Raw genomic sequence first — 26970 nt, forward strand, 5'->3', positions numbered from 1 at the left:
TTATTCTCCCATCAGCTCAATGATTTTTTTAACATTTATTATGCCTTTTTCAGATTTCGAAACATCAACATTATCCTCGCCATAGCTGAATTGTATTATTCTGCCTCCGGCATCCCTTACTGTGCCGTCATATTCTGCTTTAAGGTCTTGCATGGCGTTTGCCAGCCTTCTGTAAAGATAGCCTGATTTTGGAGTTCTCAGCGCAGTGTCCATTAGTGAATCGCGGCCAGTCATTGCGCCAAAGAAGAATTCGCTTGGCGATAAGCCTGATTTAAAGCTGTTCTTGATAAATCCCCTGGCAGCCGGGCCGTAATCATCCCTTTTAAAGCAGCTTAAAGTTCTCCCCATATATCCTTTTCCGATTCTTCTGCCGCGCATAGCCTGCTGGCCGACAATAGCAGCCATTTGCGCCATGTTGATTATGTTGCCTCTTGCACCTGAAGCAGCCATAATTGAAGTGTGCGCTTTCTTGTTTATGAACTCTGAAACTATTGTTCCAGCTGTGCTTCTTGTTCTGTTAAGCAGCTCAAGTATTTTCAATTCAAGGGTTTCAAGCATTGTTTTTCCAGGGAAGGTTTCAAGTTTTTGCTCGTGATAATTCTGTATCAGATTCTGCACCTCTTCTTCAGAAGTAGCCAGCGTTTCCCTTATCTTTTTCTTTGCTTCTTCTGGAAGATCAGTGTCAGAAATTGCAGTTGAAAAGCCATAGCTAAGCAAAACTTCAATGCCGAGCCTGAACATCTTGCCCAGCAATTCAAGCGCATAATCGGCGCCGTATTGCTTATGGAGATTTCTAAGCAATAGCCCGGATCCCTCGCCTAAATTTGCGCCATCCATGACGCCTTTTATAAGTTTGCCCTTCCTTATCAGGATATCTTTGTTGCCGTCAATATCAGAAGCTTTCGCCCTGCCAACATAATTAAAGTCATGCGGCAATAAGACAGAGAAAATTTCCTTGCCATCAACCTCATTTTTGTCAGGCAGCCTTGAGAAATCAAAAACACCCGCGCTTGAAAGCAGATTAACAGCTTCATTTCTTTTTAATTTTAATTCCCTTGTCAGCAGATAATTTCCAACAATGGCATCCTGAATGCAGCTGATTATGCTTAACCCGTTTCTGGGTGATATCAGCTGTGTCTGGACCTGCATCAATATTTCAGCTTCAGCTCTTGCTTCTTCTGTCTGGGGAATGTGCAGATTCATTTCATCCCCGTCAAAATCAGCATTGTAAGGTGCGCATACCGCAGGATTCAGCCTGAATGTTCTTCCGCCCAGCACTTTTACCTTGTGGCACATCATCGACATCCTGTGCAGGCTTGGCTGTCTGTTGAATATAGCAACATCGCCGTCCATTAAATGCCTCTCAACAATATATCCCGGCTGCAGCTCTTCTACCAGCTGCTCTCTTGTTTCATCAGTTATTTTTTTCTTTTTTCCATCAGGCCTTACAATGTAATTTGCGCCAGGGTATTTATTTGGCCCATTTTGAACAAACTTCACAACATATTCTTTGTTCCAGTCCCTCAATGTTTCAGGGACAGTGAGCTTCATCGCAACAATTAGTGGAATTCCGACTTCATTAAGGTCAAGCATCGGATCAGGGCTTATAACTGTTCTTGCACAAAAGTTTGTCCTCTTGCCGGCAAGATTATGCCTTATCCTCCCTTCCTTGCTTTTTATCCTCTCAGAAATTGTTTTCAACGGCTGGCCGCTCCTATGCCTTGCAGGCGGCAGCTGGGCAACGTCATTATCAAAGAAAGTTGTAATGTGGTACTGAAGCAGATCCCATAAATCCTCTATTATTATTTCAGGCGCTCCTGCATTTATATTTTCAAACAGCCTTTGGTTGATTCTTACTATATCGCCGAGCTTGTGCGTCAGGTCATCCTCGCTTCTCTCGCCAGATTCCAATGTAATAGACGGTCTCATTGTGACAGGAGGAATCGACAAAACAGTCAGCACCATCCATTCAGGCCTTGCAAATTCATGCTTTAATCCAAACAATCTGATGTCTTCATCAGGTATTTTTTCCAGCCTTGTTCTGACCTCAATTGGGCTTAGTCTTTTTTCTTCTTCAAGGAAAGTTGTTGGTTTTTCAACTATTATCTTTTTCCACTTCGCATTGCAATGAGGGCATTTCTTGACATTTTTCACATATGTTACAATGCTTTTTATCAGGGCTTTTGCTTGATATGTGCCTTTTTCTTTCTCGACTTTTTCAATATCAGCAAGCGCCTTCTCAATTTTTGCTTTTGGAAGCATTATTCTGCCGCATTCCCTGCACGTTCCCCTTAAGATATCAGTTATGTGGCTGACAAACTCTATATGTATCACAGGGCGCGCAAGCTCTATATAGCCAAAATGCCCGATGCACTCTTTCAGCTTTGAGCCGCAGGTCTTGCACCTTAATCCGGGGTCAATTACGCCGAGCCTTATGTCCATCAGGCCGCCGTCAACAGGATAGCCTTCTTTATCATAAAGCTCCGGAGTCACGATCTTGACAGAAGCCATCTTCTTTATCATCTTGGGGCTTAGCATTCCAAATAATATATTCTTTACTTGTTTGTATACGTGAATTTCCTGCTCTTCAATCACTGCTTCTTTTTCAGCAGCTTTCTTTTCTGTCTCTTCAGTTATTCCGACTTCATTTTCTTTATTTTTTTCTTCAGCCATTTTTGTTTTTTATTCAATATTTATTTTTTAAAATCAATTTCGGATAAATTCCAAGCGACTTCATTTCATCCATTAATAGCTTGAAAGCGTAGCTTAATTCAATAAAGCTGATTTCTGTGTTCTCCCCGCATATGGGACAGAAGCTTTTATTCTTGTACTCGTCATGGATTGCGAGCAATCCGCACTCTTCGCAGACTGGAACTATTGTTTTGTCAGAATCAAATCTCTCTTTCAGCAGCAATGATGCGCCATGGGCAACAAATGTATCTTTCTCCATTTCTCCCAATCTTAAGCCGCCTTCTTTTGCCCTTCCTTCTGTAGGCTGCCTTGTAAGCAATTGCACAGGGCCGCGAGCGCGCGCATGAAGCTTGTTGGCCACCATATGTTTCAGCTTCATATAATACATGTCGCCGACAAAAATCTTTGATTCAAATGCCTCTCCTGTTATGCCGTTGTACATTGTTTCAGTGCCATTCTCTCTAAAGCCAAGTGAAAGCAGTTCTTTTCTTAAAGTATCCTCTGTTTCAACATTGAATGTTGTTCCATCTATATAGCGCCCGTTTAAAGCTCCGACCTTGCCGCCAATCATCTCAATTAGATGGCTGATTGTCATTCTTGACGGGATTCCGTGAGGATTGAACAATAAATCAGGAATAATGCCTGAAGCGCTGAAAGGCATATCTTCTGCAGGAACAATCAGGCCTATAACGCCTTTTTGTCCATGCCTGCTTGTAAATTTGTCGCCTATTTCCGGGATTCTCTGGTCGCGAAGCCTTACCTGCACTAATTTGTTTCCTTCTTCATTTTCTGTTATTAAAACGAAATCAACTGCGCCTTCCTCGCCATGCTTTAAGCTGACCGAGCTCTCTCTCCTTGTTGATGAAGCTAGATTGTATTCGTCCAGGCTGCTCAAAAATCTTGGCGGGCTTGTCTTTCCAATCATAACATCGCCTTCCCTGATATAAGCTTCTGGGAAGATTATTCCGTCTCCCTCTAAAAACCTGTAATCTTTCTCGCTTTTATAGCCTTTAACATCTTTGTCAGGAACAGAAACTTCATCAATTAAGCCGCCGCTATACCTCAACTCTTCAGCAATTGCCGGCCTGAAATAAGTGCTTCTTCCCAAGCCGCGCTCTATGGATGCCTTATTCATTACAATTGCATCTTCCATGTTATAGCCTTTGAAGCTCGATATTGCAACTACAAGATTTTGTCCAGAAGGATGCTCATCATAATTGGAGGCAGCATACATCATCGTGGTAACAACAGGCCTTTGTGCGCTGTGCAGAATATTGACATCCATATCTATTCTCAGTGAAAAGTTTGCTGCATACAATCCAATAGCCTGCTTTTGGTTTTTTGAGCCCATGTTAAGCCTGGCTGAAGGGCAGAAATTGCCATAAGGAACAAGAGAAGTTGCTAAGCCAAGAGCTGCCAAAGGCGAAATCTCAAGATGCGTATGCTCCTTTGTTATTTCATTCTCAAAGAAAGCCACTAATGCATTTTCTTCTTCCAGCGCATCAATATTTTCAATAATGCCCTGCTGGATAAGGTCGTTCCAGCTTAACTCGCCTTTTTGCAATTGCTGTATGTGCTTTTCAGTCAGTAAAGGCTCGCCATTTCTTACAACAATCAAGGGTCTTCTGACTCTGCCGCGGTTATTTTCTACAAAAATAGACTCGCTCTGCCTGTCATAATAAACATTAACATTGCTTGAAACCTTGCCCTTTCTTCTTTCGGTTTTTATCCTGTCTGAAAAGTCAGCTGCATTTTCAGCTGTTCCGAGAAATTTCCCGTTTAAGTAAACTTCTCCTGCCATTTTATCTCACACTCTTGAGCCCAAATGACTTTAGCTGCTTCAAAAGCTCATTTTCATCTTCATTTTTGGTAACGCTGGCCATCAGCGCAAGATTTTTCCTCAACCCTATATTTGTTCCTTCAGGTGTTTCAATCGGGCATAGCCTTCCAAGATGCGTGCTATGGAGCTCCCTGGCCTCAAAATTTTCTTGCGATGCGCTTAACGGGCTGACAACACGCTGTAGATGGCTCATTGTATCGAGAAAATTTATTCTTTGTATGCGCTGGCTTATTCCTTTTCTTGAGCCAATCCATGAGCCAGTCGCCATGCTGCTGTAAAGCCTCTGTGTCAGCAGCTTGTTCCTTATCAATGACCTTAACGGAGGAAATTTGCCTCTTTTCACATGACGATGGAAATTGTAAAGCAGGTCGCTTATCAGCACTTTCAAGTCAACCCTGAAAAGGTCTGCCAGCGAATCGCCGCTCAGCTTCAGTCTTTTATTTGAATAATTATCCTTATCGTCAAGAGGAAGCTCGCCAGTTGAAACCTGGATGAATTTTTTCAGCATCTTGCACAGGTTGTATGCCTTGTAAATCCTGTCTTCTCTTTTTATCCCGAGATGCGGCAAAAAGAATTTGTCAATTATCTCATACATCCTTTCAAGCCTTATCTCTTTGGACTGGGTGATGCCGATTTTCTTTGCAATATAATCAGCTGCATCCTCTTCTGTTTTTATGTCAACAAACTCATAGAGGTTGATAAGAACCTGGTCATATTGTTTTTCCTGGCTCACAAATTTCATGATATCTTCGTCCTTTGTCAAGCCAAGCGCTTTCATGATTATTATTAAAGGCACTCTCTTAACTCTCGTGAAAGTCAAATAAAAAAGTCCATCTTTCAGATGCTCCAGCTTATGCGGAATCTTGTATGAGCCATATTCTGAGAACATTTTTCCTATAAATTCACTCACCCCAAGATTATCCCTTTCGACCATTAGTTTGTTGGCAGCTAAATCTTCCACCTTGATTATCACTTTTTCAGTGCCGTTTATGACGAAGTATCCGCCGGGATCATTTGGATCTTCGCCTTTTTCAACAAGCTCATCCTTCGACAGCTTATATAGGTTGCAGAATTTGCTCTTCAGCATAACTGGAATGGAAGCGATCTGCGTCGGGAAGTTTTCCCTCTGCACGCCATTGATATGCGAGCTTATCTCAATGAAGCATGGGGCGGCATAAGTCATATTTCTCAGCCTGGCTTCCATTGGGAAGATTTTGTTGGTGCTGCCGTCAGCCTCTGTTATCTTTGGCTTTTCTATCCATATCTTGTCAAGCCTTATCTTGTATTCCTCAACATTTGAAGGTATGATTGTGGGCTCGATAAGCTTATTTTCCTCGATTATGACCTGCAGCTCTTTTTCCATAAAATTATCAAAGCTTTCAATATCAGAATCTATAAAACTCTGCTCTGAAAAATACTTGTTTATCAGCGCAGCTCTATTCAGCATCTGCCACACCCCTGTAAAACATGGTCTCGCCTGTTGTGACGCTTTCTCTGGTCACCATTATAACATCGCCCGCTTTTGCATCTAAATGCTTTATAGCAGGGTCGTTCTTCATTATTTTCGGCAGCTCTTTCATAGAAATATTATATTTCTTGAACAGCTCTTCTTTCTGCTTTTCACTGAGTTTGGAGTGTTTTGGAACTAATGCGTGCTTTGTCTCTTTGCTCATTTACTTATTCCTCCGAATATTAACGGGCCGGACGAGATTCGAACTCGCGACCACCGCATTTCTGCGTTGTTTAAAAGTGCGGTGCTCTAAATGCCCATGAGTGGCTTCCAATAAGGATGCCCAACTCGCATTTCCAGGCTGAGCTACCGGCCCAACCGCCCTGGCCGGGACTTTCAATTGCTTTTTGAACCCGGGTTATAGCCGTGACAGGGCTAAGTGCTAGGCCGCTGCACTACCAGGGCATTAGCGTGAAATAAACAAATCTTCCCATAAACATAGCTTACGCAAGTATAGCAACGTCTATAGAAAGATAAGTATTGTCATATTGTTGGGGAAAATGCGACCCTTTATAAAGATTGCGGTTTTTTGGATTTTTAGCGCATAATCCATAGGGTACACGCACACATATACCGCAGTATATAAATTTTTATATATATGTTATACTTATAAGAAATCTGTAAGTGGACTAACCCAGTAAAATCTTTACGTATGTAAAGTATCCAGCGCGTATGCGTGTAATTGGTTTGGAAAAGTTACTCTCCACTTACATTATTTTATTCATTCTAGTTCTTTCCACTTTTCGCAAATCATTTTATAAGTTATCTTAATTGGATTCAAAGGGATCCCTTCTTGTTGCCTTGTAGCAGATCTTAGTGCTCTCTTTCTATAGGAATTTGCAATATTATCCGCATATGATTTTAGTTTCTTTTTACCGGTTAGTTCTCTTAATTCATATAGACTAATTATTTCCTTTCTGGAGTATACATCATTTTTCTGAAACAACAAATTTAAATATTTTTTGACACGTGTAAAATCTTCATCACCACAAATAACGAGAACATCAAACAAATCTAAATCATCTTTAATGAGGCAATATATGTAAAGTGCATATAGCTTTCCATAATCCTTGCCCACACCCAAGTCTCTTTCCAATTCTTTTTTTAGCTTTAAGCTTAATCCTGCACCTTTATGGAGGTTCGATCCGATTATTTTATATGCAATTCCTGTCTTTTTTCTTTCGTATAATTTGCTGCTAGTATCTATGTGCATTATTCTTTTATCGTTTATTTCGTTTGCGTCCATTCTTAGTCATCTAAGGTTTAGCTACTCGTCAAAAATAAATTAAATCCCCACCGCCGGATTTCCAAGCGATTTCTTCGCATACTTGAACCAGCAACATCACGGTCACAGCTGGTCATATCTCATTCCAGTCATTATGACAAATCAATATGACATCTACAGCCGTGCACTCTGCCATTGAGTTAGGTGGGGATTAAGAAAAGTATTTTGTTATTTGTTTATAAAGATTATTGTTTTTAAATTGTTTTAGAGATATGATGGCATAGAGAAACTAAAATTCTATTGTCCTATCGTCGTGCTGTTCGATCTCGTAAAGTACTCTTTTCCCGACATGTCCCTGAACTTCACAGCAGATGACTTCAAGCTAAAGCCTCCGATCACAGAAAGCTTTGATTTGATCTTATAAGTTATGATCCTTTCCTCGTTCTTGTCAAGTGTGTCAAGCTCCCATTTCAATATTGTTCCTTTTTTTGTGTCATACAAAATCTTGCTCGGAGCTAATGTCCCTAAATAATGCTCTTTCATCACTTCTGCAATATTCGAGACGCGGTCAATAACTCTTACATCATCAAATATTTTATTGCTCCTGTTCCTGACACTTATTATAACTTTTAATTCTGAAATTCCGCCTTCTTCTGTTGCGACAACAACTGCTCTCTTCCTTGAAACAATCGGGCTTCTGAAGATGTAATATGCAATTACGGCAATTATTATTAATACTATGATGCTCCAGAATGGCCTGTAAGTTGTTACAACCCTTACTGTTGCTTTGTCCTGCGAGTCTAAAGTTAAGCTCCATTCAAGATATTTAACGCCATCTTCGCTGACAGCTTTTGCTTTCGGGCTTGTTGCAGTGAACAGCCAGTAGAAAAGATGGGTTTTAACCTTGAAGTTTTCTGTCTTCGCTACATTGCCCTCATTTGTGACAGTATACCGATCAACAGTTTTTAAAAATTGTTTTTTAGCTTCTTTTTCAGAAGCGAAAGTCGAATATTCTATAATGTCATAAATTTGTTTCTGCACTTCTATTTCTGCGCCTTTCCATATCAAAGTTACTTTCAGCTCGTCTGTTTTTGGCGCGGTATAAGGGTCTATTGCAAATGCATATTTCAGAGATCTTTGCTCAAGCGGATTCAATGTGATTATGTCCTCTTTGTTCATTGCATCAGAAGATATTTTTACAGTCAAATCAGAAAGATTAAGCCTGTTCCTGTTTTTCAAGTTGAGCGTAACAACAACATTCTGCGTTGGATCAACATGCTTCGGCTCAATATCTATGTCTACAATTGAAACTGCCGGCATATACTGGTCCTGCCTGCTGCTGCCTGAACTGAGATAAATGCTGATTATTTCTTCTACAGACTCCTTTGTCTTGTCGGATGTTATCTTCAGCTTTATCGGATAAACCCAGCCAACAGGCAGATCACTGAATGGGTTCAAAGAAATGTTAATAGTTGCAGTCTGCTTTGCATTCACATCAACGCCGCTGATCCAGTCTTTAGGCGGGTCTGTCATTGCATTCCATGATTCAATGCTTGAAAACCTGTATGTGTCTGCTGTTTCGCCGAGATTTGTTATGTTTATAAGAAAATTAGCGCTTTCCTCTATAAGGATCCTGTTATTTACAGCAGCAGTCTTTACAGTGAATGATGCTGCATAAGCTAATGACGAGAACATCAACGCCAGAACAAACACCAAAAAGATTTTGCTGAGTTTCATCTTTAATCCTCTTTTAATGAGTAATTTGACAACTAATCTTTTTCATTCAAAACATATATATAAATATTTGCTTTTTTGGGGATTTTTATATGTTATGATAAATTTTGATAAAGAACATTGACAAAAAAACACCACCACTGACGCAGATGCGACAGGGGTTGCCCCTCAAGTTTTTAGCAAAAACTTGGCAAAAACATATGAGGCATAAAGCCTCATGCCACGACCAGATTGTTTTGAATGCTAGTCGTGGCGTGGAGTTTCATGCTCCACATTGCGTGCCAACTGAGCGTAACCAGTTGCGGGATGCCGCATAGGGCAAAGCGAACGTAGTGAGCTTTGACCGTCTGCTGTCAGTTGTGGTGGTGTTTTTTCAGATATTGCAAAATCACTTAAACGTTTGGATGGGGCTGCCGTGATTTGAACACGGGCCGCTACCACCCCAAGGTAGAATTCTACCAAGCTATACTACAGCCCCTTGAACAGGCAGGAAAGCAGTAAGATTTAAATATATTATGATAATTCTCTAAGTTTATGGCAGAAGAAGTTCAAAAGAATGCGGATGGCAAAAAACATGCGGGTATTGCTGAGATGATAGCATGCATAGAGCTTACAAAGGTGCATCAAAGATTATTAAAAGATATTTCAGTGGCAACTGAATTTTCCATCTTTGTAATAAATGAAGCGAAAAGGGAATTGCCAGAGGTTGTTCAAGAATTAGGAGAGCTTAAAAAACAATACCATGAATTAACTGGAAAGAGATATTGCAGCTAGCGTGCACAAAAACTTTCTTACCATTTAGCTTATTAACTGACGTAACTCTCATGCCCTTCCTTCCTGATCCTTATAACATTGTCCACAAAGCTCTCGATCTTGCTCTCATGCGAAACAATGATCGCCTGCTTCACATTCAGCTGATCCAGCACATCCCTGATCTTGTCAAGCTGGGTTTCGCTGAATCCGTCAGTTGGCTCATCAAGTATTATCAGGTCTTTTGTCCTTATCTGCGATATCAGATCATTAATGACTTTGTTCAATGCAAGCCTGTATGCAAGAGCAAGCGAAGTCTTCTCCCCGCCGCTTAAATTCTCTATTACTGTTTCATAGCCGTTCTGCACAATAACCGGCTTGAAAACATCATCAAGCCTTACGCTTAATGTTTCATCTTCAATCAGCACATTAAACCAGTTCTGGAACAATTCATTGAACTCATGATAAACAGATGTCATGACATGCTTCTCCATCACATTCATAAGGTTCTGGAAGCCTTCCTGCAGCCATTCCTGCAGATCTCTTAAATAAGCAAGCTTTTCTTTTGCTTTTTCTTTCCTGCCTATTTCTTCATCAATGGCCTTTATTAATTTCAGAATATTTTCTTTATCCCTTAATAAAGAGTTATTTTCCAATTCAGCTTCCCTCTCTTTTCCGGCAATTGCATCAAGCTCTTTTCTGAATTTTAAATATTCTTTTTCTGCATCGCCGAACTTTGAAATTTCATCTTCTAATTCAGATTTTTTGACATTAAGGCTGCCGATCTCTTTTTTTATCTCCTCGCATTCATTAAAAAGCTTGTTTTTAAGCTTGTTTTTTTCTTCCAGATCCCTGAGCTTCAGCAAAATCAAATTCAATTCGCTTTTCTGCTCAATGAGCAGCTTGTGCTCTTTCTTCAGTTCATCCAATTTTTTCCTTGCTTCCCCACCCTGCTCTAAAAATAATTTCAGCTTTTCATCATTGCCTTTTATTTTTCCGTCTTCTTCAAGAAGAATCTTCATTTTATGGCTATGCTCAACTTTCTGCATGCACAGCGGGCATTCATCCATTTTAGAAAACTTTACTTTGATTTCATTTGAGCTTTTAATGCTCGATTTCAGGTCATTTATCCTCGCATCAATCTCAGAAAATGTGTTCTCCATGAAATCAATTGAATTTTCCAGGTCTTCAATTTTTTTATTCGCATCACCAATATTCGCGTCTTTTTTGCCTTTTAATTCAGCCTCAAGCTTTTCAATTCTTTTCTCAATATCTTTTATTTCAGCCTTATTCCTTTCATTTAAATTTGCCTTGTTCAGAATATTTATCCTGCAAACTTCAAATTCTCTTTTCAGATTACTCAATTTTTTAATATCTGCTTCTATTTTTTCAATGTCTTTCTTTTTGTTTTTTAATTCTGCTTTTATTTCATTGATCCTCGGCTTTATTTCATCGATTTTTATTTCAATTTCTTTTAAATCGTGCTCTCTTTCTTTCTTCTGTGAATTTTTTTCCTCTAAATCAGCAATGAAGCCATCTATCTCTTTCCTTTTTTCCTTGAGCTCCCTTATATAAATCTCAGAATTCTCCCTTATTCTCTTGTATTTGTCAATCCCGAAAACCCTTCTTAAAGTGTCTAGCCTTGCCTCATCTTCTTCAAAGAGGATCTGCTTCATCTCTTCCTGCGGCGTGTAAACAGTATACCTATAAACAAGCGACTTGCTTTTCGCCACTAATTCAGAAGGGTAGCCTAGCAGAGCAAGGATTTCTGTTTTTAATTCGCTAGCCATGCCTTCTTTCTTCCGTCCATCTATTATTATGTAACCGCTTTCCTGCCCAATGTTGTCGCCTGATGCCCTTTTCAAATTCCTCTTGATCACTATCTCCTTGCCATCAATGTAAAACTTTAATTCAACGCTTCCTTCCTTTTTTCCATGCCTCAGCAATGAATTTCCTGTAAGCAAAGGCCGCATTATGCCGAAGAGCGCGAACTCTATTGCCAGTAAAATCGTAGTTTTTCCGCTTCCAATATCGCCGCTTAAAAGAACTGATCCTTCAGGGAAAATTACCTCTTCATCTACATAGCTTCTTATATTGCTTAGCCTGATTGACTTGAGAATCATTTTGCCCCAAAACAGCATAATTGCTCGTAAGTTTAAAATGTTTTCTATTTTTAAGCCTAAATCCGAAAAGTTTAAATATCGGCATAGTATTTTGGTGAATAACATAATTTACAGTCAACTAAATACGAGGAGGAGAAGATGGCAGGGTTTTTTTCGAATTTAAAAAGAAAATTGGGTGGTTCTGATGAGGATTTTCCTGAGGAAACTGAGGAAGAATATGTTGAGCTTGACACTGGCGCTGGCGCTGACATAAAGACTAAGATCACAGTAAGACCTTTTGTCATCGATGATTTTGCCGATATCAAAGAAGTTCTTGATTCATTAAGGGAAGGCGGCACAATTGCATTGGTAAACATAAGGCCCTTGAAAGAGAAGGATCTTGTGGAATTAAAAAGAGCAATAAACAAGCTAAAGAAGACATGCGATGCAATCGAGGGCGACATTGCAGGGTTCGGCGATGACTATATTGTTGTAACGCCGTCATTTGCAAAGATCTACAGGACAAAAGCGACTGCTGATGTTGCTGAAGAGCCTGAAGGGGAAGAATAAGGTTATTTTAGGCTTTTAAGCAGCAAACTAAAATTTAAGTAATCTGGCGGAATAAAATGGAAAGCAGGTCACTATTTAATCGACTTGATCGTTTTAGTTTTTCAAAGTATTTGATAGCGTTTGGGTTTATTGTGATGTCCGCAGCTTTCTACATGGCCCTGGTTTCTGGGCCTGCTAAGGCTAAAGAACTATATGCGCAAGTAAATTACAGAGCTTCGCTTATCTCGAAATTGAGCCCTTATGTAGAACTGACTGATAATGCGCCTGGAATCAGTTTCAAAGATCAGGTGGATCTTGCAGTAAAATGTGATATTCCCACGTTTGAAGTTATGGAAGGAAAACCCATTAATTTTGATGCCATTCCAACTTCAAAATTAGAAAATGCTGTTGCGGCATATGAATCAAAACAGATTTCTTCTTTAGAATAAATTTTTTTCTTTCTTTGCAACTTTAATCCTAAAATGCTAAAATAAATCATTTTTCAATGTTTTTACCATTGCCTGATATGATTCGGGCTTAGGGCATTCTCCAGCTACCCTTACTGATTTAAGAGTATGCCTATCCTCACCCCATACCGTTGTACCGGCTTTTGATTGTGCACGAAGATACATTTTAAAGTCCAACTTGGCAATATCTTCCAATATTTTCTTTTCTGCATCTGGTGAAACATCCTTACTTAAAGAAATGTTTAAGTCATACCTGGGATAAAAACAAAGCTTAGCCAGACAATCAACTGATTCTATTATGCCTAAAAGTCTGCAATGTATTTTTTCTATGATGTCTCTGTCTTCTTTTGAAAAATTATCAAAATAAATAAGTTTTACATCCAAATGTTCAAAGAATAATTCAACCCGCTTTTGAATTCCACTTCTATCGAGAGAAGGGGCTCCGATACTCAGCCTGTTAATATTGTAATCCAGGCTTATTGGTGCGCTGTCTAATACATCTGCAAAAGAGCCTCCTTCGCTCTTACTTGCTATTTTCAAATCATAAAAAAACTTATCAAAACCATTTATACTTATGTCTTCAGTATTCTTTAATTTGCATCCAAGATACGTTCTGTCTTCATAAAAGCGGCATTCATAATGTTTGCCCATATTTTTGCCTATTTTTTCAATCATATCTTGAAAACCAGTTATAAGGGCTGATTTAGTTATTATCAAGTCCTCTTCTGTATCAAAATCTCTTATGGATTTAACAGGGATAAGGTCTCCAGATGATTTAATCCCTATCGCGATAATTATATCGTTGCATCTTTCCAAAATCAAATCATCGATCATATAGTCATAGTCCATTTTACTTTTACCTGCATCAATTAACCTTTAAAGGAAATGGGGTTTTGCAAAAATACCTTTTATTACCCGTGATAATTGAGAATAGTTTAAAAAGTTATTTATTTGATTTAAACAAATAACAACCAAGAAATTTTAAATAAACATTAGAGAATTTTGAAGTTAAAATAAATAGAAACTTTTATAAACTTATAATAAAATAAATTCTTATGGACAAATTAGAAAAACAGACATGCCCGATATGCGGCACCAATAACCTGACTCTTACTGAAGATGAAAGGGAAGTCCCATACTTCGGAAAGGTTTTTATTTTTGCAATGGTTTGCAGCTCCTGCAAATACCATAAAGCAGATGTTGAATGCGCAGAAAAGAAAGATCCTGCGCGCTACACTCTTGAAATAACTTCTGAAAACGATATGAAGATAAGAGTTGTGAAAAGCTCTGAGGCAACTGTTAAAGTTCCATATATAGGGTCAATCGAGCCTGGGCCTGATTCCAATGGGGATGTTACAAATGTCGAAGGGATCCTGACAAGGTTCAAGGATCAGATTGAAAGCCTGAAGAATTATGCTGAAGATGACGAAGATAAAAAAAAGGCAAAGAATCTGCTGAAGAAGCTTACAAGAATAATGTGGGGGCAGGAAAAGGCTGTGCTGACTGTTGAAGATCCTACTGGAAACAGCGCAATTATTTCTGAGAAAGCAAAAATAACCAAGCTAAAGCAGGATTAGCTGTATTTTTGCTGCCGAATTTCGTACATCTCTCTCAAAATATTTATAAAGGGCTGCAAAATAAAAACAGCGGTCAACGTGAATATCAACAAAGCTATTCTGGATGAAAAGAATCTTGCAAAACTGCAGGCATTGAATAACAGCCGTGTTCTCGAAATAGTTGAAGAATATATTACTTTATGCAGGCCAAGAAAGGTTACTGTGCTTGCTGATTCAGAAGAAGATGCCCGATATGCCAGAGAACTGACAATAAAGAATAAAGAAGAAGCACATCTTTCAATGAAAGGCCACACAATTCATTTTGACGGCTTTTATGATCAGGGCAGGGATAAGAAAAACACAAGAGTTTTATTGCCGAAAAGCGCAAAAGCAAGCAAATTTCTCGAGTGGAAAGACAGGGATGAAGGGCTAAATGAAGTGATGGGCTTTCTTGACGGAATTATGGAAGGCAAGGAGATGTTTGTATGTTTTTTCTGCCTTGGCCCAAACAATTCAAGATTTTCAATTCCTGCATTGCAATTGACAGATTCGGCATATGTTGTGCATAGCGAGGCAATTCTTTACAGGCAGGGATATGATGAATTCAAAAGGCTGGAAGGATCAGGAAATTTTTTCTATTTCATCCATTCTGCCGGCGAGCTGGATGAGAGGGGCAATTCAAAAAATATTGATAAAAGAAGGATATACATGGACCTCCAGGAGAATAGGGTGCTGACAGTTAACAACCAATACGCAGGAAATAGTGTTGGCCTAAAAAAGCTTGCTTTAAGATTGGGAATAAATAAAGCCAGCCAGGAAGATTGGCTGTGCGAGCATATGTTCGTTGTGGGAGTTCATCCATCTGGCAAGAGCAGAGTATCATATTTCACAGGGGCTTTTCCTTCAGCATGCGGCAAGACTTCCACTGCGATGATAGCCGGGCAGACAATAATTGGCGACGATATAGCATACATCAAATCAGGAGATGATGGGCAAGCCTATGCTGTCAATGTTGAACAGGGGCTTTTTGGCATCATACAGGATATAAACCCTACAGATGATCCTGTGATTTACAAAGTGCTGACAACGCCCCGAGAATTAATCTTTTCAAATGTTCTTGTTGTTGATGGCGTTCCTTACTGGCTTGGAATGGGAAAAGAATTGCCAAAAACAGGAATTAATTTTTCTGGAGATTGGTATGAAAGCAAAAAAGATAAAGATGGAAATGCAATAGACCCTGCGCATAAGAATGCAAGATACACAATAAGGATTAAAGAGCTGGATAATGCTGATCCCAAATCTGATAGCCCGAATGGAGTTCCGATTTCAGGATTTATTTACGGCGGCCGCGATTCGGATACAACTGTGCCTGTATTTGAATCATTAAGCTGGAGCCATGGCGTTTATGTTGGAGCTGTAGTTGAATCTGAAACAACAACTGCAACAATCGGCAAAGTTGGAGTGAGAACTCATGACCCAATGGCCAATATCGACTTCCTGGTTGTTCCTCTGGGGCTTTACATAAAAAACCACCTTGCTTTTGGCGACAGATTAGACAAACAGCCAAGGATTTTTCATACAAATTATTTTCTGAAAGAGAATGGAAACTTCCTTAATTCAAAGCTTGACAAGAAAGTCTGGCTGATGTGGATGGAAGGCAAGGTCAATAATGAATTTGAAGCCATTGAAACGCCCGTTGGCTTTATTCCAAAATATGAAGATCTAAAAAAGTTATTCATGGAACTTTTTAATAAAGAATACAGCGAAGGAGAATATGAGAGGCAATTTACAATCAGAACTGCAAAATTATTGGAAAAGCTTGGCAGAATGGAAAAAGTGTACAAAGAAGAGAATGATCTCCCGCAAGTATTCTTAGAGCATCTCCATCAGGAACAGAAAAGATTGATGGAAGCAAAAGAGAAGTTCGGAAAAGAAAATATATCGCCTTTTGAGTTTGAGTAAATAATTATTTCTCTTCTTCAACCTTTATCGCTGCCTTCGGGCACTGGACAACGCAGGCATTGCAGGCAATGCATTCCTTTTCTTTCAGAACAAACGCTTTATTCTTTTCATCCTTGCCGAAAACTTCCATAGGGCATATTTCAATGCATTTCAGGCAGTCATCGCATTTCTCAGCGCTTATTGTTACTGTTATTTTTGGCATCTTACTTGATCGCGTTTGTTTCCTTGCTTTTAACAGCCTTAGATTTAGCTTCTTTTGGGACTTTAAGAGGCTCTTTTTTTAGCTCTTTTAATTCCTCTTTTTCTATTTGAACATCTTTTGGAATTTCATTTGGCTTTTCATCTTTCTTTATTGCTTCTTTTTCTTCTGCTTTAACTTCTTTTTTTACTTCTGCTTTCTTTACTTCAACTTTTTTCTCAACAGGAGCTCCTGCCAATTCTGCAAAAACCACGCCTTTGTCATCTTTCTTGACATCAACTTTTATGTGATGCGGAACATTCTTGATGCCGTGCTTCCAAATCTCAAGATTTGCGTATTTTCCGATTTTAACTTGATCTGACTTCATATGCTTCTTCAGGAAATCTCTAAGGACATTGACTGCTTTTTTAGCCCTTTTATGCCTTGGGCTGAATTGAACTCTCCTTCTAAGCGGAACATTATACGTTCTTTCAAGGATTATTTTTGTTTCTTCTTTTTTTGCCATTTTATGCTTTCGTCTTTATTCTTCTCCAGCTTCTTTTGACAGCAGTATGCCTGCCTGGATGCACTTTTCTTCCTTTTCCGTAAATCTTTGGCACTGTCCAAAATGGCGCCCATCTTGTCTGTCTGTGCAATTTTGCCAATCTTTTCTTTCTGCTTGGATGCTTGTATCTTGCCATTTTACTTGAACCTTATTTTTGTTTCGTGCTTTTTGTCCATCATCATCAAAATCTCTTTCAGCTGCTTATCGTCAATTGTTTTTATGTTCTGCGCCTGTATTGCATTTGCAACCACTACAAGCAGCTGGACTGCTTTTTCCAGATGCGCTGTCTTCAAATTTCCATAGCGCTGCAGTGCCTCTTTTGTAAGCGCTCTTCTTACAATCTCTTCAAGCTGCTGTATCTGCGCCTTAAGCTGATTTTCTTCCTCAGCCTGTTTTTGCGCCTGCTGCTGCAATGATCCTATTTTTCTTTTTCTTATTTCTTCAAGCCCATTGTCCATTTTAAGGATTTTTATTTTTCTGTTTTATCTGATTCTTTAGGCTGTTCTGTTATTTTTTCTTTGTGAGCTTCAACAGGCTTTTCTTCGGCTGCCTTTCCGCCAATCATAATTGCAATCTTATTCAAAAACTCCTTTCCTTCTTTGGTTATTACTCTGCCTTTATGAAGCCCTTTTTTTTCTTCCTTAGCAAACCCTGCTTTTGTGAGCTGCTGCAGTATCTTTCTTAGGATGTTTCCTGAACCTTTGTAAAAATGCTCCGGCTTATGCCCCCTGTTCTTTTTTCCGCCGTATAAAGTCCTTAGCTTTGCTACGCCGATCGGGCCTTTTAAATAGATCTTTCTGAGCACAGATGCCGCCCTCACATACCACCAGTCAGGGTTTATAGGAGGCCTTTCTTTGTGTATGCCTGTCTTTACAAATATTGCCCATTCCGGCGGCTGCATAGCTTGAACTTTCTTAAGCTCTTCGCTAGCCTTCTCGATTAATTTTTGTGAGTCTACCTCAAATATTGTTGCCATTTTAACCATAAACTGTATTTCACACCTTGCGGTGTTAGATCAGCTAATTATTAGCTTAGAACAAGGAAATAGGCGATTATTTAAAAAGATATCGTTTATTCCTTATAAACTTCTCCGCATTCAGGGCATTTATAGGCTGTAGCACCCATCTTTTTCATCTGCGTATTGCATTTTCCGCAGTAATAAATAGTTTCAACAACCACTTCTCTTTCATCAAGCTGCGGATCAAGTTCTCCCATTTTTACCCCAACAAAATTATGTATATGACAATATGACAATATATATTCCCGCATATATAAATTTTTGGTATATGGCGCATAAATCACCGATATGTTTTTATATTAGTGTCTTTTTTAAAGTGGTAACAATCAGCGGGGTGGGATTTATGACAACCGATGAATTTAAACTGTCTGAAATTGGGGCTGCATTAGTGGAGCTTATTTGGCTTGAAGGGTTGGAAAAAATATCTTACAGTGCTCCTGTTAAAAGTTTTAAGGAAACACTGCCTCCTAATTTGCCATCTAATTATATAGCTGACGGTTTATTGGAATTGAGAAAAGCTGATTTTCTGCTCTTTGTTCCTAGACAAGGATTATTTAAGGACAACTCATACTATGAAGTGAACCAAAACAAAATTAATGACTATCTTTTCAAGCCTCAAGAACAAAAGAATTCAAAACCTTGAGTGTTTTTATTTAATCAACGCATTCCAATCATTTGAGAATCTTTCAATGCCTTTGTCAGTTAATTGGTGCGATATATTGAAGTCAGGCCAATTCTTTTTAAGATCAATGTTTTGGTAGGCAATTTCTTTAAGGCCATTAGATTTGCATATGTAATCATTAGGCATCGGCATGCCTATTTCTGACCATTCTTTTAATAGTTTATAGGGTGCGGTAACAATATCAGAACCAAGGTGCAATGCGCATAAAAGGTGTTCGATATTTCTGACACTTGCAGTAAGCACCTCTACATGTTTATCGCCATTCTTATACATTTCCAAAATATTTTTTATCAAACCCATCCCGTTTTCACCAATATCATCAAGCCTGCCAATAAATGGTGACACAAAGACATTGCCTTTTGAAGCGCCTTTTGTCGCAGCGTACACAGCAGAAGCCTGCTCTTGCGAAAAGCAAAGCGTCATATTGACGCGCATGTTTTCTTTTATTGACTGCTCAGCAGCCTTCAGCCCTTCTCTTGTTATTGGCAGCTTTATGTGGGCGTTTGGAATCCATTCGTACATTTCACTTGCTTCTTTGATCATTTCGCTGCTTGATATATCTGCATCAGCATACACTTCAATGGAAACAGAGCCAGAAGGAATTAGTCTTGAAATCTCATCTACAACTTCATGATAGAAGGCATATATTTCTTCTTTAGCGAATTTTTCGCCTTTTTCAAAGCGCTCGCGAGCAATTGGATTTTTAGAAATTAATGTAGGATTTGTAGTCTGGCCGTCAAGAAAGCCCAAAATACCCATGATTTGCCTGGTTTCATTTGGATCTCCGCTGTCCAAAAATATTTTTGTTCTTAAATTTTCAGGTTTCATTTTTTTCCAAAATAAAATATTTTGTCAACAGCAACCTCATCCGGGGAGAAATGAACTTCCTGGCCTTTTATGGTCTGCTTCATATTTCTCTTTGGCTCGATTCTTGTTTCCTGCTCTGGTTTTTCAGCAGTTTTTTCATGCTGTTTAACTTCAATATCTCTGTTCAGTGAAGCTACATCCTGCCTTAATTTTTCAATGTCATCAACAATGCTGCTCAGCTTTGCATTTAAATTGTTGATCTCCTTTTCCATCTTCTGGTTGTACTCGTTCATTCTGCTTCTTAGAAATGTGAATCCTTCATCGTCTGGTTTTACTTCTTCCTTTATCTCCTCGCCCTCTGATCCGCCGACTATTCTTTTAGCCTGCTCATAGGCGTCTTCAGCAGATTCAGCAGTGCCTGTTCTTAGAAGCTCTTTTGCAAGATTGTTTATTTTATTTACGATTTCGAAGTCCATGATTAAAAAGTAATGCAGAGTTATTTAAATGTTTTTATTTTATTTCTTTCCCAAGAACATATGCCTTTTCATTAGGCCTGTAATGGCTTGCAAGCTCTCCTTCTATTTTGAAGCCGTTCTTTTTGTAGAATTCTAAATCAGCCTCATTTTCAGACAACGCTGCTTCGATTTTTGCAGTTTTTATTTTGCCGTCTTTGATGTGTTTTCTTATTTTCGAGTCTAGAAAATCCATGATCTCCTTTTTAACCTTCTCATCCTTTCCGACAAGATGATTGTATTTGAATCTTATGTGCTTATTGTTGATAGTTTTCTCCTCTATCTTCAGCAAAGCCCCGCCAATAACTTTGTTTTTATCATATGCAAAGAAAACCCCTCCTAGCTCAGAATTTTCTTTGTCTTTTCTGTCTAAATATTTTTTTACTTCTTCCAGGGATTTATAGAATACATTATGCGCAGGATATGCCTTTTTGCATAAGAGCAAAAATTCACTAACATCTTCTTTTTGATACCTTTTAAATTCAATCATATCAACCACCTTTCAATATTTAAGTATGGCTTTAAGGCTTATAAACTCTTCGCTTTTATGATTACGAAACTCGTTGAATTGCACAGAAAGAGTTATAAATGATGAAATTTGCCTTTGTTAAAATGCTGGCAAAACGCGCTCTTAACATCGCACCATCTGCAACCTTGGCAATAGATGCAAAGGCAAAGCAGCTCAAGAAAAATGGCGAGGACATAGTTGTTTTCGGAGCTGGACAGCCGGATTTTTCCACTCCAGACAATATAAAGCAGGCTGCGATAAAGGCAATAAATGATAATTTTACAGGCTACACTCCTTCCGGCGGCATAATTGAATTAAAGCAGGCAGTTGCTGCAAAATTAAAAAGAGACAATAATTTGACTTATGATCCTTCTGAAATACTGATAAGCTGCGGCGGAAAGCATACATTGCATAATATCATGCAGGTTCTGTTAAACAAAGGCGATAAAGTAATTCTTCCAACTCCTTACTGGGTAAGCTATGAAGAGCAGATTAAATTAGCAGAAGCAAAGCCCATTTTTGTAAAAACAGACAAAAAATTCAAGATAACAGCTGATAAAATTGCAGAAAAAATAAATAAAAAAACAAAATTAATCATTTTAACTTCTCCGAGCAATCCAACCGGAGCAGTAATTGACGAGGAAGAATTAGTTAAGATAGCAGATTTAGCTATAAAAAATAACATTTATGTGATTTCAGACGAGGTTTATGAATTTTTTATTTATGATGGGAAAAAACAGTTTTCAATTGCATCTTTGAATGATCAAATAAAAGCTCTTACAATAACAGTTAATGCTGTTTCAAAAACATATTCAATGACGGGCTGGCGAATAGGCTATTGCGCCGGGCCGAAAGAAATAATAAATGCAATGGACAATTTACAGAGCCATACAACATCAAATCCAACTTCAATTGCGCAGAAAGCTGCATTGGAAGCATTGAACGGGCCGCAGGATTCTGTTAAAATAATGGTTGATGAGTTTGACAAAAGAAGAAAGTACATGACAGAAAGATTAAACCAAATAAAAGGGATCAGCTGCAGCCTTCCTGAAGGCGCTTTTTACTGCTTCCCGGATATAAGCAAAACAAAATTAGGCTCAATAGACTTTTCAAACAGATTGTTGGACGAAGCAAAGGTTGCAGTTGTGCCTGGAATTGCATTTGGATCAGACAAGCATGCAAGGCTGAGCTATGCAACTTCAATGGATGACATAAAGAAAGGGATGGACAGGATAGAAGAGTTCTGCAATAAATTGTAATCAGTGGTTCTTAATAATTCTTATTATCAAGAATCAAATCATCGCCAAATCCTTCAAAAGAATTGTTTAAAGGCAAGTATGGTTTTGCGAATAATCGAAGAGTGACTCCTTCTGACTCGACTTTTGTTTTTCTCGAGAACCCTCTTGCAAGAACTAATCTTGTTGAACTTTGATTCAGCCATGGCTCTTCAGGAATTGCGCAAATAACACCCGGCACTTTTTCTCCCCTGATCATATGCTCCCAGGCATCGCTTAAACGAGCAGCCAAAGTAAGCGGGTAATCTGGATGTAAAAAGAGCTGGTCAATATAAACAGCATTTTTATCAAATGCCTTAAGGCTGTTGTGAATGGAATCCTCTTTGCTTTCAAATTCAGGAATGTAGGATAAACTGTATGCCAGTACATAGCCAACCAGCCTGCCTTCAGATTTTTCCATAACCAATGAAAATGGCATTCTTGCCCTTGCTGCAATATCATCATAGCTCAGGTGATACTCATAAAACCCCCTTTTAGGCGCACTTCTATCAAGATTTTGTTTTGAGACTTGCGCTCTTATAAAATGCTCATAAATCTGTTCAGCATCAGCAGCTTTTGGCATTCGGATTATCATATCAGGCAGAAATCATTATTTATTTATAAATATTTACAAATCACTATTGCAATTGCATTTTATACATATATTTGACACACTAAAAACAAAACAGGTTCGGTAGCTTTATAAATAAGCTTTAATTAATATTATCATTATGTTAAGTAAAACCTCAAAAATCCTTTTAGGGGTGTATGCTTTTTTGTTACTGGTAATCTTACTCACCTTTTCAGATGACTTCGGAACTTTTTTACTTCTTGGAACAGGAGTATTTACTTTAATTATGTCGATATTTGTTGTGAAAGACATAAAAAAATTAAAAAATTCTTTAGCTTCAAGAATTTTGAGTGTTGTGTTAATTGGCTTAATTTTGTATTCAGCAATTATGCTTTTTTATGGTTTGGGAAATATCGGCATTGGCGATAAAGGGTTTCTCTTTGCATTTACTTCGTTGATTTATTTGGTTTTTTCAGGATTATCTATAATAATAGGGGTCATTTTAGTTATCATGAGTAAAAATCAAAATGTTCGAAACAATCCTAACAAAATTTTATCAATAATTCTACTGGCAGTTTTAATACCCTTATTTTATAGCACAGCTGTATCTGGAATGGCAAGATTAACAAATAACCCGGGATTCTGCACGATGCACATTGAAATAAAAGAGAATTCTTTTATTTTTAGGGAAAGAAGTAAGGATTCTTGTATTCTTAGAGTTGCTTTGGATACTTCAAATGTTGCTTATTGCAACCAAATAAAGGATACTTATGCAGATGTATTAAACTCACAAAAAAACAGCTGCATTCTCAATATTGCGAGAGATTTAGGAGATGCTAACATTTGTTATCAAATAACAAATGATGAGGAGAAACAAGGAAGATGTATCGAAAATATTGCTGAAAAATTAGGAGACCTTGCATTATGTGAAGCACCCGGCGTCATTAATAAAGATTCATGTTATTATGGAATTGCAAGAGAAAGTAATAATGGAAATCCAGAACTCTGCAATTATATTAAAGATAATGAAGCAAGATACCATTGTTATAGCATAATTGCTATAGATAAAAGAGACACAAGTATTTGTGAAAAGTATTTTCCTTCAAACGAAGTTTTAATACAAGAGGGAGTAAATCCTGCTTACTATTCTAAGGAAGAATGCATTAAGGATGCTGCTAAGGGTGCTTTCAATTAAACTTTCTTCAACAAATCCGCCTTTGTTATCAGCCCTTCTAACTTGCCTTTGTCGGCAACAAGTATGATCGGATAATGCTTCAGCAGATCACTTACCAGGCCCATTGATGAGTTTTTTGATATTATCGGCGGCGTTTCCTCCATTATGTCTTTTAATTCCAGCGATGCAATGTCCTTGCCTATGTTGTTTATTATTGTCGCTTCTGAAACAATGCCGACAACATTATTCCGCTCTACAATCGGAACCTGCGATATTGCATGCTTTCTCATCAGCTTTATCGCCTCATCAACCTTGTCATTGGGCTTTAAGGAAATTATCTTTTTAATCATGAGCTGCTCTGCCTTTGGATCTTTTTCCTCTTTAAAGGAAGTCAGCACTTCAAAAAGCTTCTTTGTTTTTGTGTAAGAAGGCTCGATTAATCTTGCTTCGAGCTTTGCGATGAAGCTCTGCGATACATTGGCCAGCTTAGCGAGATCTGACTGCGTTATCCCGAGCTTCTTTCTCAGCAGCCTTATTTCTTCAAGTTCATGCGGCATAAAAGCTATAAATCATAACCTATATTTAAATTTATTCCTATTGGAATATTATTTTCAATAATATTTATAAATAAGAATAAATGAGGGCATGGTATGTTTGTTTATTTAAGGGTGGAATTACATGTCTAGTTTTCTTTTCTTTAGTTTAAAACACAACGAAACAAGGAGGAATTAAAATGGCAAAAACATATTTTGTAACAAGCGAAAGCGTGACAGAAGGCCATCCGGATAAGATCTGCGACCAGGTAAGCGATGCGATAGTCGACAATCTGTTTGCGCAGGATCCTATGTCGAGAGTGGCAGTTGAAACAATGACAACAACGGGATTAGTAATATGCGCAGGCGAAGTCACAACAAGAGGATATGCAGATGTGCAGAAGATTGTGAGAGCTACACTGAAGGACATAGGGTATACAGATCCGCAATTCGGAATTGACTGCGAGGATGCTGGCGTTTTGGTTTCAATCCACGGCCAAAGCGCGAATATTTCACAGGGAGTTACAGAAGGAGCAGACCATGAGCAGGGAGCAGGTGATCAGGGAATGATGTACGGCTTTGCATGCAATGAAACTCCTGAGCTGATGCCTTTGCCGATAATTCTGGCTCATAAACTGACAAGAAGAATGGCCGAAGTCAGAAAAAATGGTGAGATAAAACATATCGGGCCGGATGGGAAATCGCAGGTAAGTGTTGAGTATGAAGATGGGAAGCCAAAAAGAATAGATGCGGTTGTTATTGCGCAGCAGCACAAAAAGGACATTTCAGAAGATGAACTAAAGAAAGAAATCCTTGAAAAAGTTGTAAAGCCTGTATGCGGCTATATGATGGATGCCAAGACAAAAGTCCATATCAATGCAACAGGCGTATTCGTGATTGGAGGCCCTGAAGGTGATACAGGAGTTACAGGAAGAAAGATAATTGTTGATTCTTACGGCGGAGTCGGCCGTCATGGCGGCGGCGCTTTCAGCGGAAAAGACCCAACCAAAGTTGACAGAAGCGGGGCTTATGTCTGCAGATATGTTGCAAAAAACATTGTTGCAGCAGGCCTGGCTGACAAGTGCGAAGTTGCTTTAAGCTATGCAATCGGAGTTGCAGAGCCCACATCAATAAATGTTGACTGCTTTGGCACAAACAAGATTCCTGAAGATAAGATAAATGAGCTTGTAAGGAAACATTTTAATTTAAAGCCGCGCGGCATAATTGAAAGCTTAAAGCTGAGAAACCCGATCTACAGGGAAACAGCAAATTACGGCCATTTCGGAAGAGAGCCTGTTGTGAAAGACGTGAAGATCGACATCAACGGAAGAACAACTGTGTTTGAGAACATTGAATTCTTCACATGGGAGAAGACTGACAAAGCAGAGATACTAAAGAAAGAAGCCGGGCTGTAAGTTTATTTTATTTTTTTCTTTTTTGTAAAGTCCTCAACTTTAACTATATCGCCTGTTTTTATTCTTTCTTCCATCATCTTTTCTCCGATCTTCATGGTTTTCCTGATAACATCTTCAGGAATTTCAATTTTGAAGTCATTCTTTAATTCATATAAAAAATCAAATAAATAAACCGGGAAAATATAGTCTCCTATTTCAGTCTGGTGCACGCTTTCCTTCATTATGACATTCCAATCAATATTGAATTTTTCTATTAATGAAGCAGCATCATCCCTATCTTTCTCCCTTTCAGTTGCGCATTTGAGCATTATTATGTCTTCAGGCGAAATTATTTTTATAATTAAATTGCCAAATTCGTGGGTTTCTTTGACTCTGCTCAATATTGAATCGGATATTTTCAGGCTTATGACCTCATTTAAGAACAGATTAAATCTTGTATCTCTGCCTTCCATCATTATTGGCTTGTTTTTTGCGATTTCATAATGCGGGAATATGATTTTTACATTCTTTTTTTCATTAAAGCCTATTTCGTATAAGGCGATCTTTACCAGCTCAAATGGTTTTTTATTTAAAAAAACCAAATCTACATCCTTTGTTTCTGTTTTTGCTCCGTAAAACATCATTGCAGAGCCGCCAATAGCCAGGCATTCAGCTTTTTCATCAAGCTTTGCTCCTAAAAGATTGAATAATTCATTTTGCCCGGTTATGTTGATCATTCTCTATACGCCTCTAAATCTGCTTTGTTAAAAGGAATGAAAATGCCCCAATTTTTCTCAATGTCCTTGAAATCTGACGACCTTATCCCTTTTATGATGTGCTTGTCTTTGGTTTTTCCTTTAAGCAATGCATTCCTTGTTCTTTCATCTATTTTCTTCACCCTGATTGTTTTTCTTGCAACATCATATAAGGCTCCTATTTTTCTTGTCATTTGCTCTTTTTTTGCAAATTCCAGCAATTTTGGCCAGCTCTTTATTCTATTGAACAAGCCCAAAGCAGCCAGGATTGTCCTGAAATCGCCCTCTTTAACTGCCCTCACTATCGCTTCTTCAACTGTAAGCTCATGATCATGAATCCTGTATTGCTGCGCAGTGAACAGCTTGACCTTTGAATTCTCATTTATTATATCATACAGCCCTTTGAATCCAGTTTCAGGCTTTTTTATTGTTCTGATCCTGTACATTCTTATTTTCCTTCCCCCATAGCCGGTTTCAACCAGGCCTTTTTTCCTTAGCTTCCAAATCGTGTTTATGGCGGTTCTTTTAGATACATTCAGCCTTTTGGCTGCTGTGCCTATTGTCTGCAGTCCTTCAAGCATTTTTGCTGTTTTAGTTAGATCCATTTACATCA

At 38.5% G+C, this 26970-nt stretch carries 30 protein-coding genes and 3 tRNA genes; 9 read left to right on the forward strand and 24 right to left on the reverse strand.

Features of this window, described 5'->3' with window-relative positions:
- The 9 genes from Q7J54_07060 to Q7J54_07100 form a co-directional block, all read right to left on the reverse strand.
- Positions 1-2673 (reverse strand): DNA-directed RNA polymerase subunit A', encoded by a 2673-nt coding sequence (locus Q7J54_07060; GenBank protein MDO8741302.1) that lies wholly within the window; start codon positions 2671-2673, stop codon positions 1-3.
- Between the two features lie 13 nt (positions 2674-2686).
- Positions 2687-4492, reverse strand: a complete 1806-nt coding sequence (rpoB, locus tag Q7J54_07065; GenBank protein MDO8741303.1) for a DNA-directed RNA polymerase subunit B — start codon at positions 4490-4492, stop codon at positions 2687-2689.
- Between the two features lies 1 nt (position 4493).
- Complete coding sequence (locus Q7J54_07070) at positions 4494-5978, reverse strand: DNA-directed RNA polymerase subunit B'' (protein MDO8741304.1); 1485 nt, start codon at positions 5976-5978, stop codon at positions 4494-4496.
- The gene (locus Q7J54_07075) at positions 5968-6204 is read right to left on the reverse strand and encodes a DNA-directed RNA polymerase subunit H (GenBank protein ID MDO8741305.1); all 237 of its coding nucleotides are present in this window, start codon (positions 6202-6204) and stop codon (positions 5968-5970) included. The genes Q7J54_07070 and Q7J54_07075 overlap by 11 nt, the downstream gene beginning before the upstream one ends.
- Positions 6205-6227: 23 nt before the next feature.
- Positions 6228-6357 (reverse strand) — tRNA-Lys (locus tag Q7J54_07080).
- Positions 6358-6360: 3 nt separating this feature from the next.
- A tRNA-Asp gene (locus Q7J54_07085) sits at positions 6361-6446 on the reverse strand.
- A 316-nt stretch (positions 6447-6762) separates the two neighbouring features.
- A complete protein-coding gene (locus Q7J54_07090) occupies positions 6763-7287 on the reverse strand; it encodes a hypothetical protein (GenBank protein ID MDO8741306.1) in 525 nt (174 codons plus the stop codon).
- Between the two features lie 276 nt (positions 7288-7563).
- Positions 7564-9003 carry a hypothetical protein gene (locus Q7J54_07095; protein MDO8741307.1) on the reverse strand — a complete coding sequence of 480 codons (1440 nt, stop codon included), beginning with the start codon at positions 9001-9003 and terminating at the stop codon, positions 7564-7566.
- 402 nt (positions 9004-9405) lie between these two features.
- Positions 9406-9478 (reverse strand) — tRNA-Pro (locus Q7J54_07100).
- Between the two features lie 56 nt (positions 9479-9534).
- Between Q7J54_07100 and Q7J54_07105 the strand changes: the two genes are divergently transcribed.
- Positions 9535-9774, forward strand: coding sequence for a hypothetical protein (locus Q7J54_07105; GenBank protein ID MDO8741308.1), 240 nt, complete (start codon positions 9535-9537; stop codon positions 9772-9774).
- Between the two features lie 32 nt (positions 9775-9806).
- On the opposite strand, the gene Q7J54_07110 is transcribed toward Q7J54_07105, so the two are convergent.
- Complete coding sequence (locus tag Q7J54_07110) at positions 9807-11873, reverse strand: SMC family ATPase (GenBank protein ID MDO8741309.1); 2067 nt, start codon at positions 11871-11873, stop codon at positions 9807-9809.
- A gap of 138 nt (positions 11874-12011) precedes the next feature.
- On the opposite strand from Q7J54_07110, the gene Q7J54_07115 reads away from it, so the two are divergent.
- Both Q7J54_07115 and Q7J54_07120 read left to right on the forward strand, forming a co-directional pair.
- Positions 12012-12422, forward strand: coding sequence for a cell division protein SepF (locus tag Q7J54_07115; GenBank protein ID MDO8741310.1), 411 nt, complete (start codon positions 12012-12014; stop codon positions 12420-12422).
- Positions 12423-12478: 56 nt separating this feature from the next.
- A complete protein-coding gene (locus Q7J54_07120; GenBank protein MDO8741311.1) occupies positions 12479-12850 on the forward strand; it encodes a hypothetical protein in 372 nt (123 codons plus the stop codon).
- Positions 12851-12886: 36 nt separating this feature from the next.
- Here the strand turns inward: Q7J54_07120 and Q7J54_07125 are convergent, their stop codons facing one another.
- Positions 12887-13717 carry a hypothetical protein gene (locus Q7J54_07125; GenBank protein ID MDO8741312.1) on the reverse strand — a complete coding sequence of 277 codons (831 nt, stop codon included), beginning with the start codon at positions 13715-13717 and terminating at the stop codon, positions 12887-12889.
- A gap of 206 nt (positions 13718-13923) precedes the next feature.
- Between Q7J54_07125 and Q7J54_07130 the strand changes: the two genes are divergently transcribed.
- Both Q7J54_07130 and Q7J54_07135 read left to right on the forward strand, forming a co-directional pair.
- Positions 13924-14445 carry a ZPR1 zinc finger domain-containing protein gene (locus Q7J54_07130; GenBank protein MDO8741313.1) on the forward strand — a complete coding sequence of 174 codons (522 nt, stop codon included), beginning with the start codon at positions 13924-13926 and terminating at the stop codon, positions 14443-14445.
- A gap of 78 nt (positions 14446-14523) precedes the next feature.
- Positions 14524-16386 carry a phosphoenolpyruvate carboxykinase (GTP) gene (locus tag Q7J54_07135; protein ID MDO8741314.1) on the forward strand — a complete coding sequence of 621 codons (1863 nt, stop codon included), beginning with the start codon at positions 14524-14526 and terminating at the stop codon, positions 16384-16386.
- Between the two features lie 4 nt (positions 16387-16390).
- Here Q7J54_07135 and Q7J54_07140 read toward each other — a convergent pair whose 3' ends face one another.
- The 6 genes from Q7J54_07140 to Q7J54_07165 all read right to left on the reverse strand — a co-directional run bounded on the left by Q7J54_07140 (position 16391) and on the right by Q7J54_07165 (position 18344).
- Positions 16391-16588 (reverse strand): 4Fe-4S binding protein, encoded by a 198-nt coding sequence (locus Q7J54_07140; protein ID MDO8741315.1) that lies wholly within the window; start codon positions 16586-16588, stop codon positions 16391-16393.
- Position 16589: 1 nt separating this feature from the next.
- Complete coding sequence (locus Q7J54_07145; GenBank protein MDO8741316.1) at positions 16590-17090, reverse strand: 50S ribosomal protein L31e; 501 nt, start codon at positions 17088-17090, stop codon at positions 16590-16592.
- A 1-nt stretch (position 17091) separates the two neighbouring features.
- A complete protein-coding gene (locus Q7J54_07150; protein ID MDO8741317.1) occupies positions 17092-17265 on the reverse strand; it encodes a 50S ribosomal protein L39e in 174 nt (57 codons plus the stop codon).
- 1 nt (position 17266) lies between these two features.
- Complete coding sequence (locus Q7J54_07155) at positions 17267-17587, reverse strand: DNA-binding protein (GenBank protein MDO8741318.1); 321 nt, start codon at positions 17585-17587, stop codon at positions 17267-17269.
- Positions 17588-17598: 11 nt separating this feature from the next.
- Entirely contained in the window at positions 17599-18105 is a 507-nt protein-coding gene (locus Q7J54_07160; GenBank protein ID MDO8741319.1) for a 30S ribosomal protein S19e, read from the reverse strand.
- A 95-nt stretch (positions 18106-18200) separates the two neighbouring features.
- Positions 18201-18344 (reverse strand): hypothetical protein, encoded by a 144-nt coding sequence (locus Q7J54_07165; protein MDO8741320.1) that lies wholly within the window; start codon positions 18342-18344, stop codon positions 18201-18203.
- A gap of 71 nt (positions 18345-18415) precedes the next feature.
- On the opposite strand from Q7J54_07165, the gene Q7J54_07170 reads away from it, so the two are divergent.
- Positions 18416-18790 (forward strand): hypothetical protein, encoded by a 375-nt coding sequence (locus Q7J54_07170; protein ID MDO8741321.1) that lies wholly within the window; start codon positions 18416-18418, stop codon positions 18788-18790.
- A gap of 6 nt (positions 18791-18796) precedes the next feature.
- On the opposite strand, the gene Q7J54_07175 is transcribed toward Q7J54_07170, so the two are convergent.
- From Q7J54_07175 to Q7J54_07185, 3 genes are read right to left on the reverse strand one after another with little or no spacing between them, the layout of a single operon-like run.
- Entirely contained in the window at positions 18797-19657 is an 861-nt protein-coding gene (locus Q7J54_07175; GenBank protein MDO8741322.1) for a transaldolase family protein, read from the reverse strand.
- Positions 19654-20112 carry a hypothetical protein gene (locus Q7J54_07180; protein ID MDO8741323.1) on the reverse strand — a complete coding sequence of 153 codons (459 nt, stop codon included), beginning with the start codon at positions 20110-20112 and terminating at the stop codon, positions 19654-19656. Before Q7J54_07180 ends, Q7J54_07175 begins: the two co-directional genes overlap by 4 nt.
- Before the next feature lie 34 nt (positions 20113-20146).
- Positions 20147-20638 (reverse strand): hypothetical protein, encoded by a 492-nt coding sequence (locus tag Q7J54_07185; GenBank protein MDO8741324.1) that lies wholly within the window; start codon positions 20636-20638, stop codon positions 20147-20149.
- Positions 20639-20739: 101 nt separating this feature from the next.
- Here Q7J54_07185 and Q7J54_07190 point away from each other — a divergent pair, with 101 nt between their 5' ends.
- On the forward strand, positions 20740-21915 hold the full coding sequence (locus tag Q7J54_07190; GenBank protein MDO8741325.1) for a pyridoxal phosphate-dependent aminotransferase: 1176 nt from the start codon (positions 20740-20742) through the stop codon (positions 21913-21915).
- Positions 21916-21925: 10 nt separating this feature from the next.
- Here the strand turns inward: Q7J54_07190 and Q7J54_07195 are convergent, their stop codons facing one another.
- Positions 21926-22525 (reverse strand): hypothetical protein, encoded by a 600-nt coding sequence (locus Q7J54_07195; GenBank protein ID MDO8741326.1) that lies wholly within the window; start codon positions 22523-22525, stop codon positions 21926-21928.
- A 136-nt stretch (positions 22526-22661) separates the two neighbouring features.
- Here Q7J54_07195 and Q7J54_07200 point away from each other — a divergent pair, with 136 nt between their 5' ends.
- Positions 22662-23696 carry a hypothetical protein gene (locus tag Q7J54_07200; GenBank protein MDO8741327.1) on the forward strand — a complete coding sequence of 345 codons (1035 nt, stop codon included), beginning with the start codon at positions 22662-22664 and terminating at the stop codon, positions 23694-23696.
- Here the strand turns inward: Q7J54_07200 and Q7J54_07205 are convergent.
- Complete coding sequence (locus Q7J54_07205) at positions 23693-24232, reverse strand: CBS domain-containing protein (GenBank protein ID MDO8741328.1); 540 nt, start codon at positions 24230-24232, stop codon at positions 23693-23695. The genes Q7J54_07200 and Q7J54_07205 overlap by 4 nt on opposite strands.
- A 176-nt stretch (positions 24233-24408) precedes the next feature.
- On the opposite strand from Q7J54_07205, the gene metK reads away from it, so the two are divergent.
- Positions 24409-25623 carry a methionine adenosyltransferase gene (gene metK, locus Q7J54_07210; protein MDO8741329.1) on the forward strand — a complete coding sequence of 405 codons (1215 nt, stop codon included), beginning with the start codon at positions 24409-24411 and terminating at the stop codon, positions 25621-25623.
- Positions 25624-25625: 2 nt separating this feature from the next.
- Here the strand turns inward: metK and Q7J54_07215 are convergent, their stop codons facing one another.
- Both Q7J54_07215 and Q7J54_07220 read right to left on the reverse strand, forming a co-directional pair.
- A complete protein-coding gene (locus Q7J54_07215) occupies positions 25626-26339 on the reverse strand; it encodes a nucleotidyltransferase (GenBank protein ID MDO8741330.1) in 714 nt (237 codons plus the stop codon).
- The gene (locus Q7J54_07220; GenBank protein ID MDO8741331.1) at positions 26336-26962 is read right to left on the reverse strand and encodes a hypothetical protein; all 627 of its coding nucleotides are present in this window, start codon (positions 26960-26962) and stop codon (positions 26336-26338) included. The genes Q7J54_07215 and Q7J54_07220 overlap by 4 nt, the downstream gene beginning before the upstream one ends.
- Positions 26963-26970 lie beyond the last annotated feature (8 nt).

The sequence above is a fragment of the Candidatus Woesearchaeota archaeon genome, from assembly GCA_030651135.1.
Lineage (GTDB): Archaea > Nanobdellota > Nanobdellia > Woesearchaeales > JACPBO01 > JACPBO01.

Bases quoted from the DNA above. Each gene is read 5' to 3' on its own strand.
- Q7J54_07105 (MDO8741308.1), top strand. From the start codon at position 9,535: ATGGCAGAAGAAGTTCAAAAGAATGCGGATGGCAAAAAACATGCGGGT.
- metK (MDO8741329.1), top strand. From the start codon at position 24,409: ATGGCAAAAACATATTTTGTAACAAGCGAAAGCGTGACAGAAGGCCAT.
- Q7J54_07195 (MDO8741326.1), bottom strand. From the start codon at position 22,525: ATGATAATCCGAATGCCAAAAGCTGCTGATGCTGAACAGATTTATGAG.
- Q7J54_07060 (MDO8741302.1), bottom strand. From the start codon at position 2,673: ATGGCTGAAGAAAAAAATAAAGAAAATGAAGTCGGAATAACTGAAGAG.
- Q7J54_07185 (MDO8741324.1), bottom strand. From the start codon at position 20,638: ATGATTGAATTTAAAAGGTATCAAAAAGAAGATGTTAGTGAATTTTTG.
- Q7J54_07180 (MDO8741323.1), bottom strand. From the start codon at position 20,112: ATGGACTTCGAAATCGTAAATAAAATAAACAATCTTGCAAAAGAGCTT.
- Q7J54_07175 (MDO8741322.1), bottom strand. From the start codon at position 19,657: ATGAAACCTGAAAATTTAAGAACAAAAATATTTTTGGACAGCGGAGAT.
- Q7J54_07145 (MDO8741316.1), bottom strand. From the start codon at position 17,090: ATGGCAAAAAAAGAAGAAACAAAAATAATCCTTGAAAGAACGTATAAT.
- Q7J54_07155 (MDO8741318.1), bottom strand. From the start codon at position 17,587: ATGGACAATGGGCTTGAAGAAATAAGAAAAAGAAAAATAGGATCATTG.
- Q7J54_07075 (MDO8741305.1), bottom strand. From the start codon at position 6,204: ATGAGCAAAGAGACAAAGCACGCATTAGTTCCAAAACACTCCAAACTC.
- Q7J54_07165 (MDO8741320.1), bottom strand. From the start codon at position 18,344: ATGGGAGAACTTGATCCGCAGCTTGATGAAAGAGAAGTGGTTGTTGAA.
- rpoB (MDO8741303.1), bottom strand. From the start codon at position 4,492: ATGGCAGGAGAAGTTTACTTAAACGGGAAATTTCTCGGAACAGCTGAA.
- Q7J54_07160 (MDO8741319.1), bottom strand. From the start codon at position 18,105: ATGGCAACAATATTTGAGGTAGACTCACAAAAATTAATCGAGAAGGCT.
- Q7J54_07215 (MDO8741330.1), bottom strand. From the start codon at position 26,339: ATGATCAACATAACCGGGCAAAATGAATTATTCAATCTTTTAGGAGCA.
- Q7J54_07140 (MDO8741315.1), bottom strand. From the start codon at position 16,588: ATGCCAAAAATAACAGTAACAATAAGCGCTGAGAAATGCGATGACTGC.
- Q7J54_07090 (MDO8741306.1), bottom strand. From the start codon at position 7,287: ATGGACGCAAACGAAATAAACGATAAAAGAATAATGCACATAGATACT.
- Q7J54_07130 (MDO8741313.1), top strand. From the start codon at position 13,924: ATGGACAAATTAGAAAAACAGACATGCCCGATATGCGGCACCAATAAC.
- Q7J54_07205 (MDO8741328.1), bottom strand. From the start codon at position 24,232: ATGCCGCATGAACTTGAAGAAATAAGGCTGCTGAGAAAGAAGCTCGGG.
- Q7J54_07095 (MDO8741307.1), bottom strand. From the start codon at position 9,003: ATGAAACTCAGCAAAATCTTTTTGGTGTTTGTTCTGGCGTTGATGTTC.
- Q7J54_07220 (MDO8741331.1), bottom strand. From the start codon at position 26,962: ATGGATCTAACTAAAACAGCAAAAATGCTTGAAGGACTGCAGACAATA.
- Q7J54_07190 (MDO8741325.1), top strand. From the start codon at position 20,740: ATGAAATTTGCCTTTGTTAAAATGCTGGCAAAACGCGCTCTTAACATC.
- Q7J54_07110 (MDO8741309.1), bottom strand. From the start codon at position 11,873: ATGATTCTCAAGTCAATCAGGCTAAGCAATATAAGAAGCTATGTAGAT.
- Q7J54_07170 (MDO8741321.1), top strand. From the start codon at position 18,416: ATGGCGCATAAATCACCGATATGTTTTTATATTAGTGTCTTTTTTAAA.
- Q7J54_07115 (MDO8741310.1), top strand. From the start codon at position 12,012: ATGGCAGGGTTTTTTTCGAATTTAAAAAGAAAATTGGGTGGTTCTGAT.
- Q7J54_07200 (MDO8741327.1), top strand. From the start codon at position 22,662: ATGTTAAGTAAAACCTCAAAAATCCTTTTAGGGGTGTATGCTTTTTTG.
- Q7J54_07125 (MDO8741312.1), bottom strand. From the start codon at position 13,717: ATGGACTATGACTATATGATCGATGATTTGATTTTGGAAAGATGCAAC.
- Q7J54_07150 (MDO8741317.1), bottom strand. From the start codon at position 17,265: ATGGCAAGATACAAGCATCCAAGCAGAAAGAAAAGATTGGCAAAATTG.
- Q7J54_07120 (MDO8741311.1), top strand. From the start codon at position 12,479: ATGGAAAGCAGGTCACTATTTAATCGACTTGATCGTTTTAGTTTTTCA.
- Q7J54_07070 (MDO8741304.1), bottom strand. From the start codon at position 5,978: ATGCTGAATAGAGCTGCGCTGATAAACAAGTATTTTTCAGAGCAGAGT.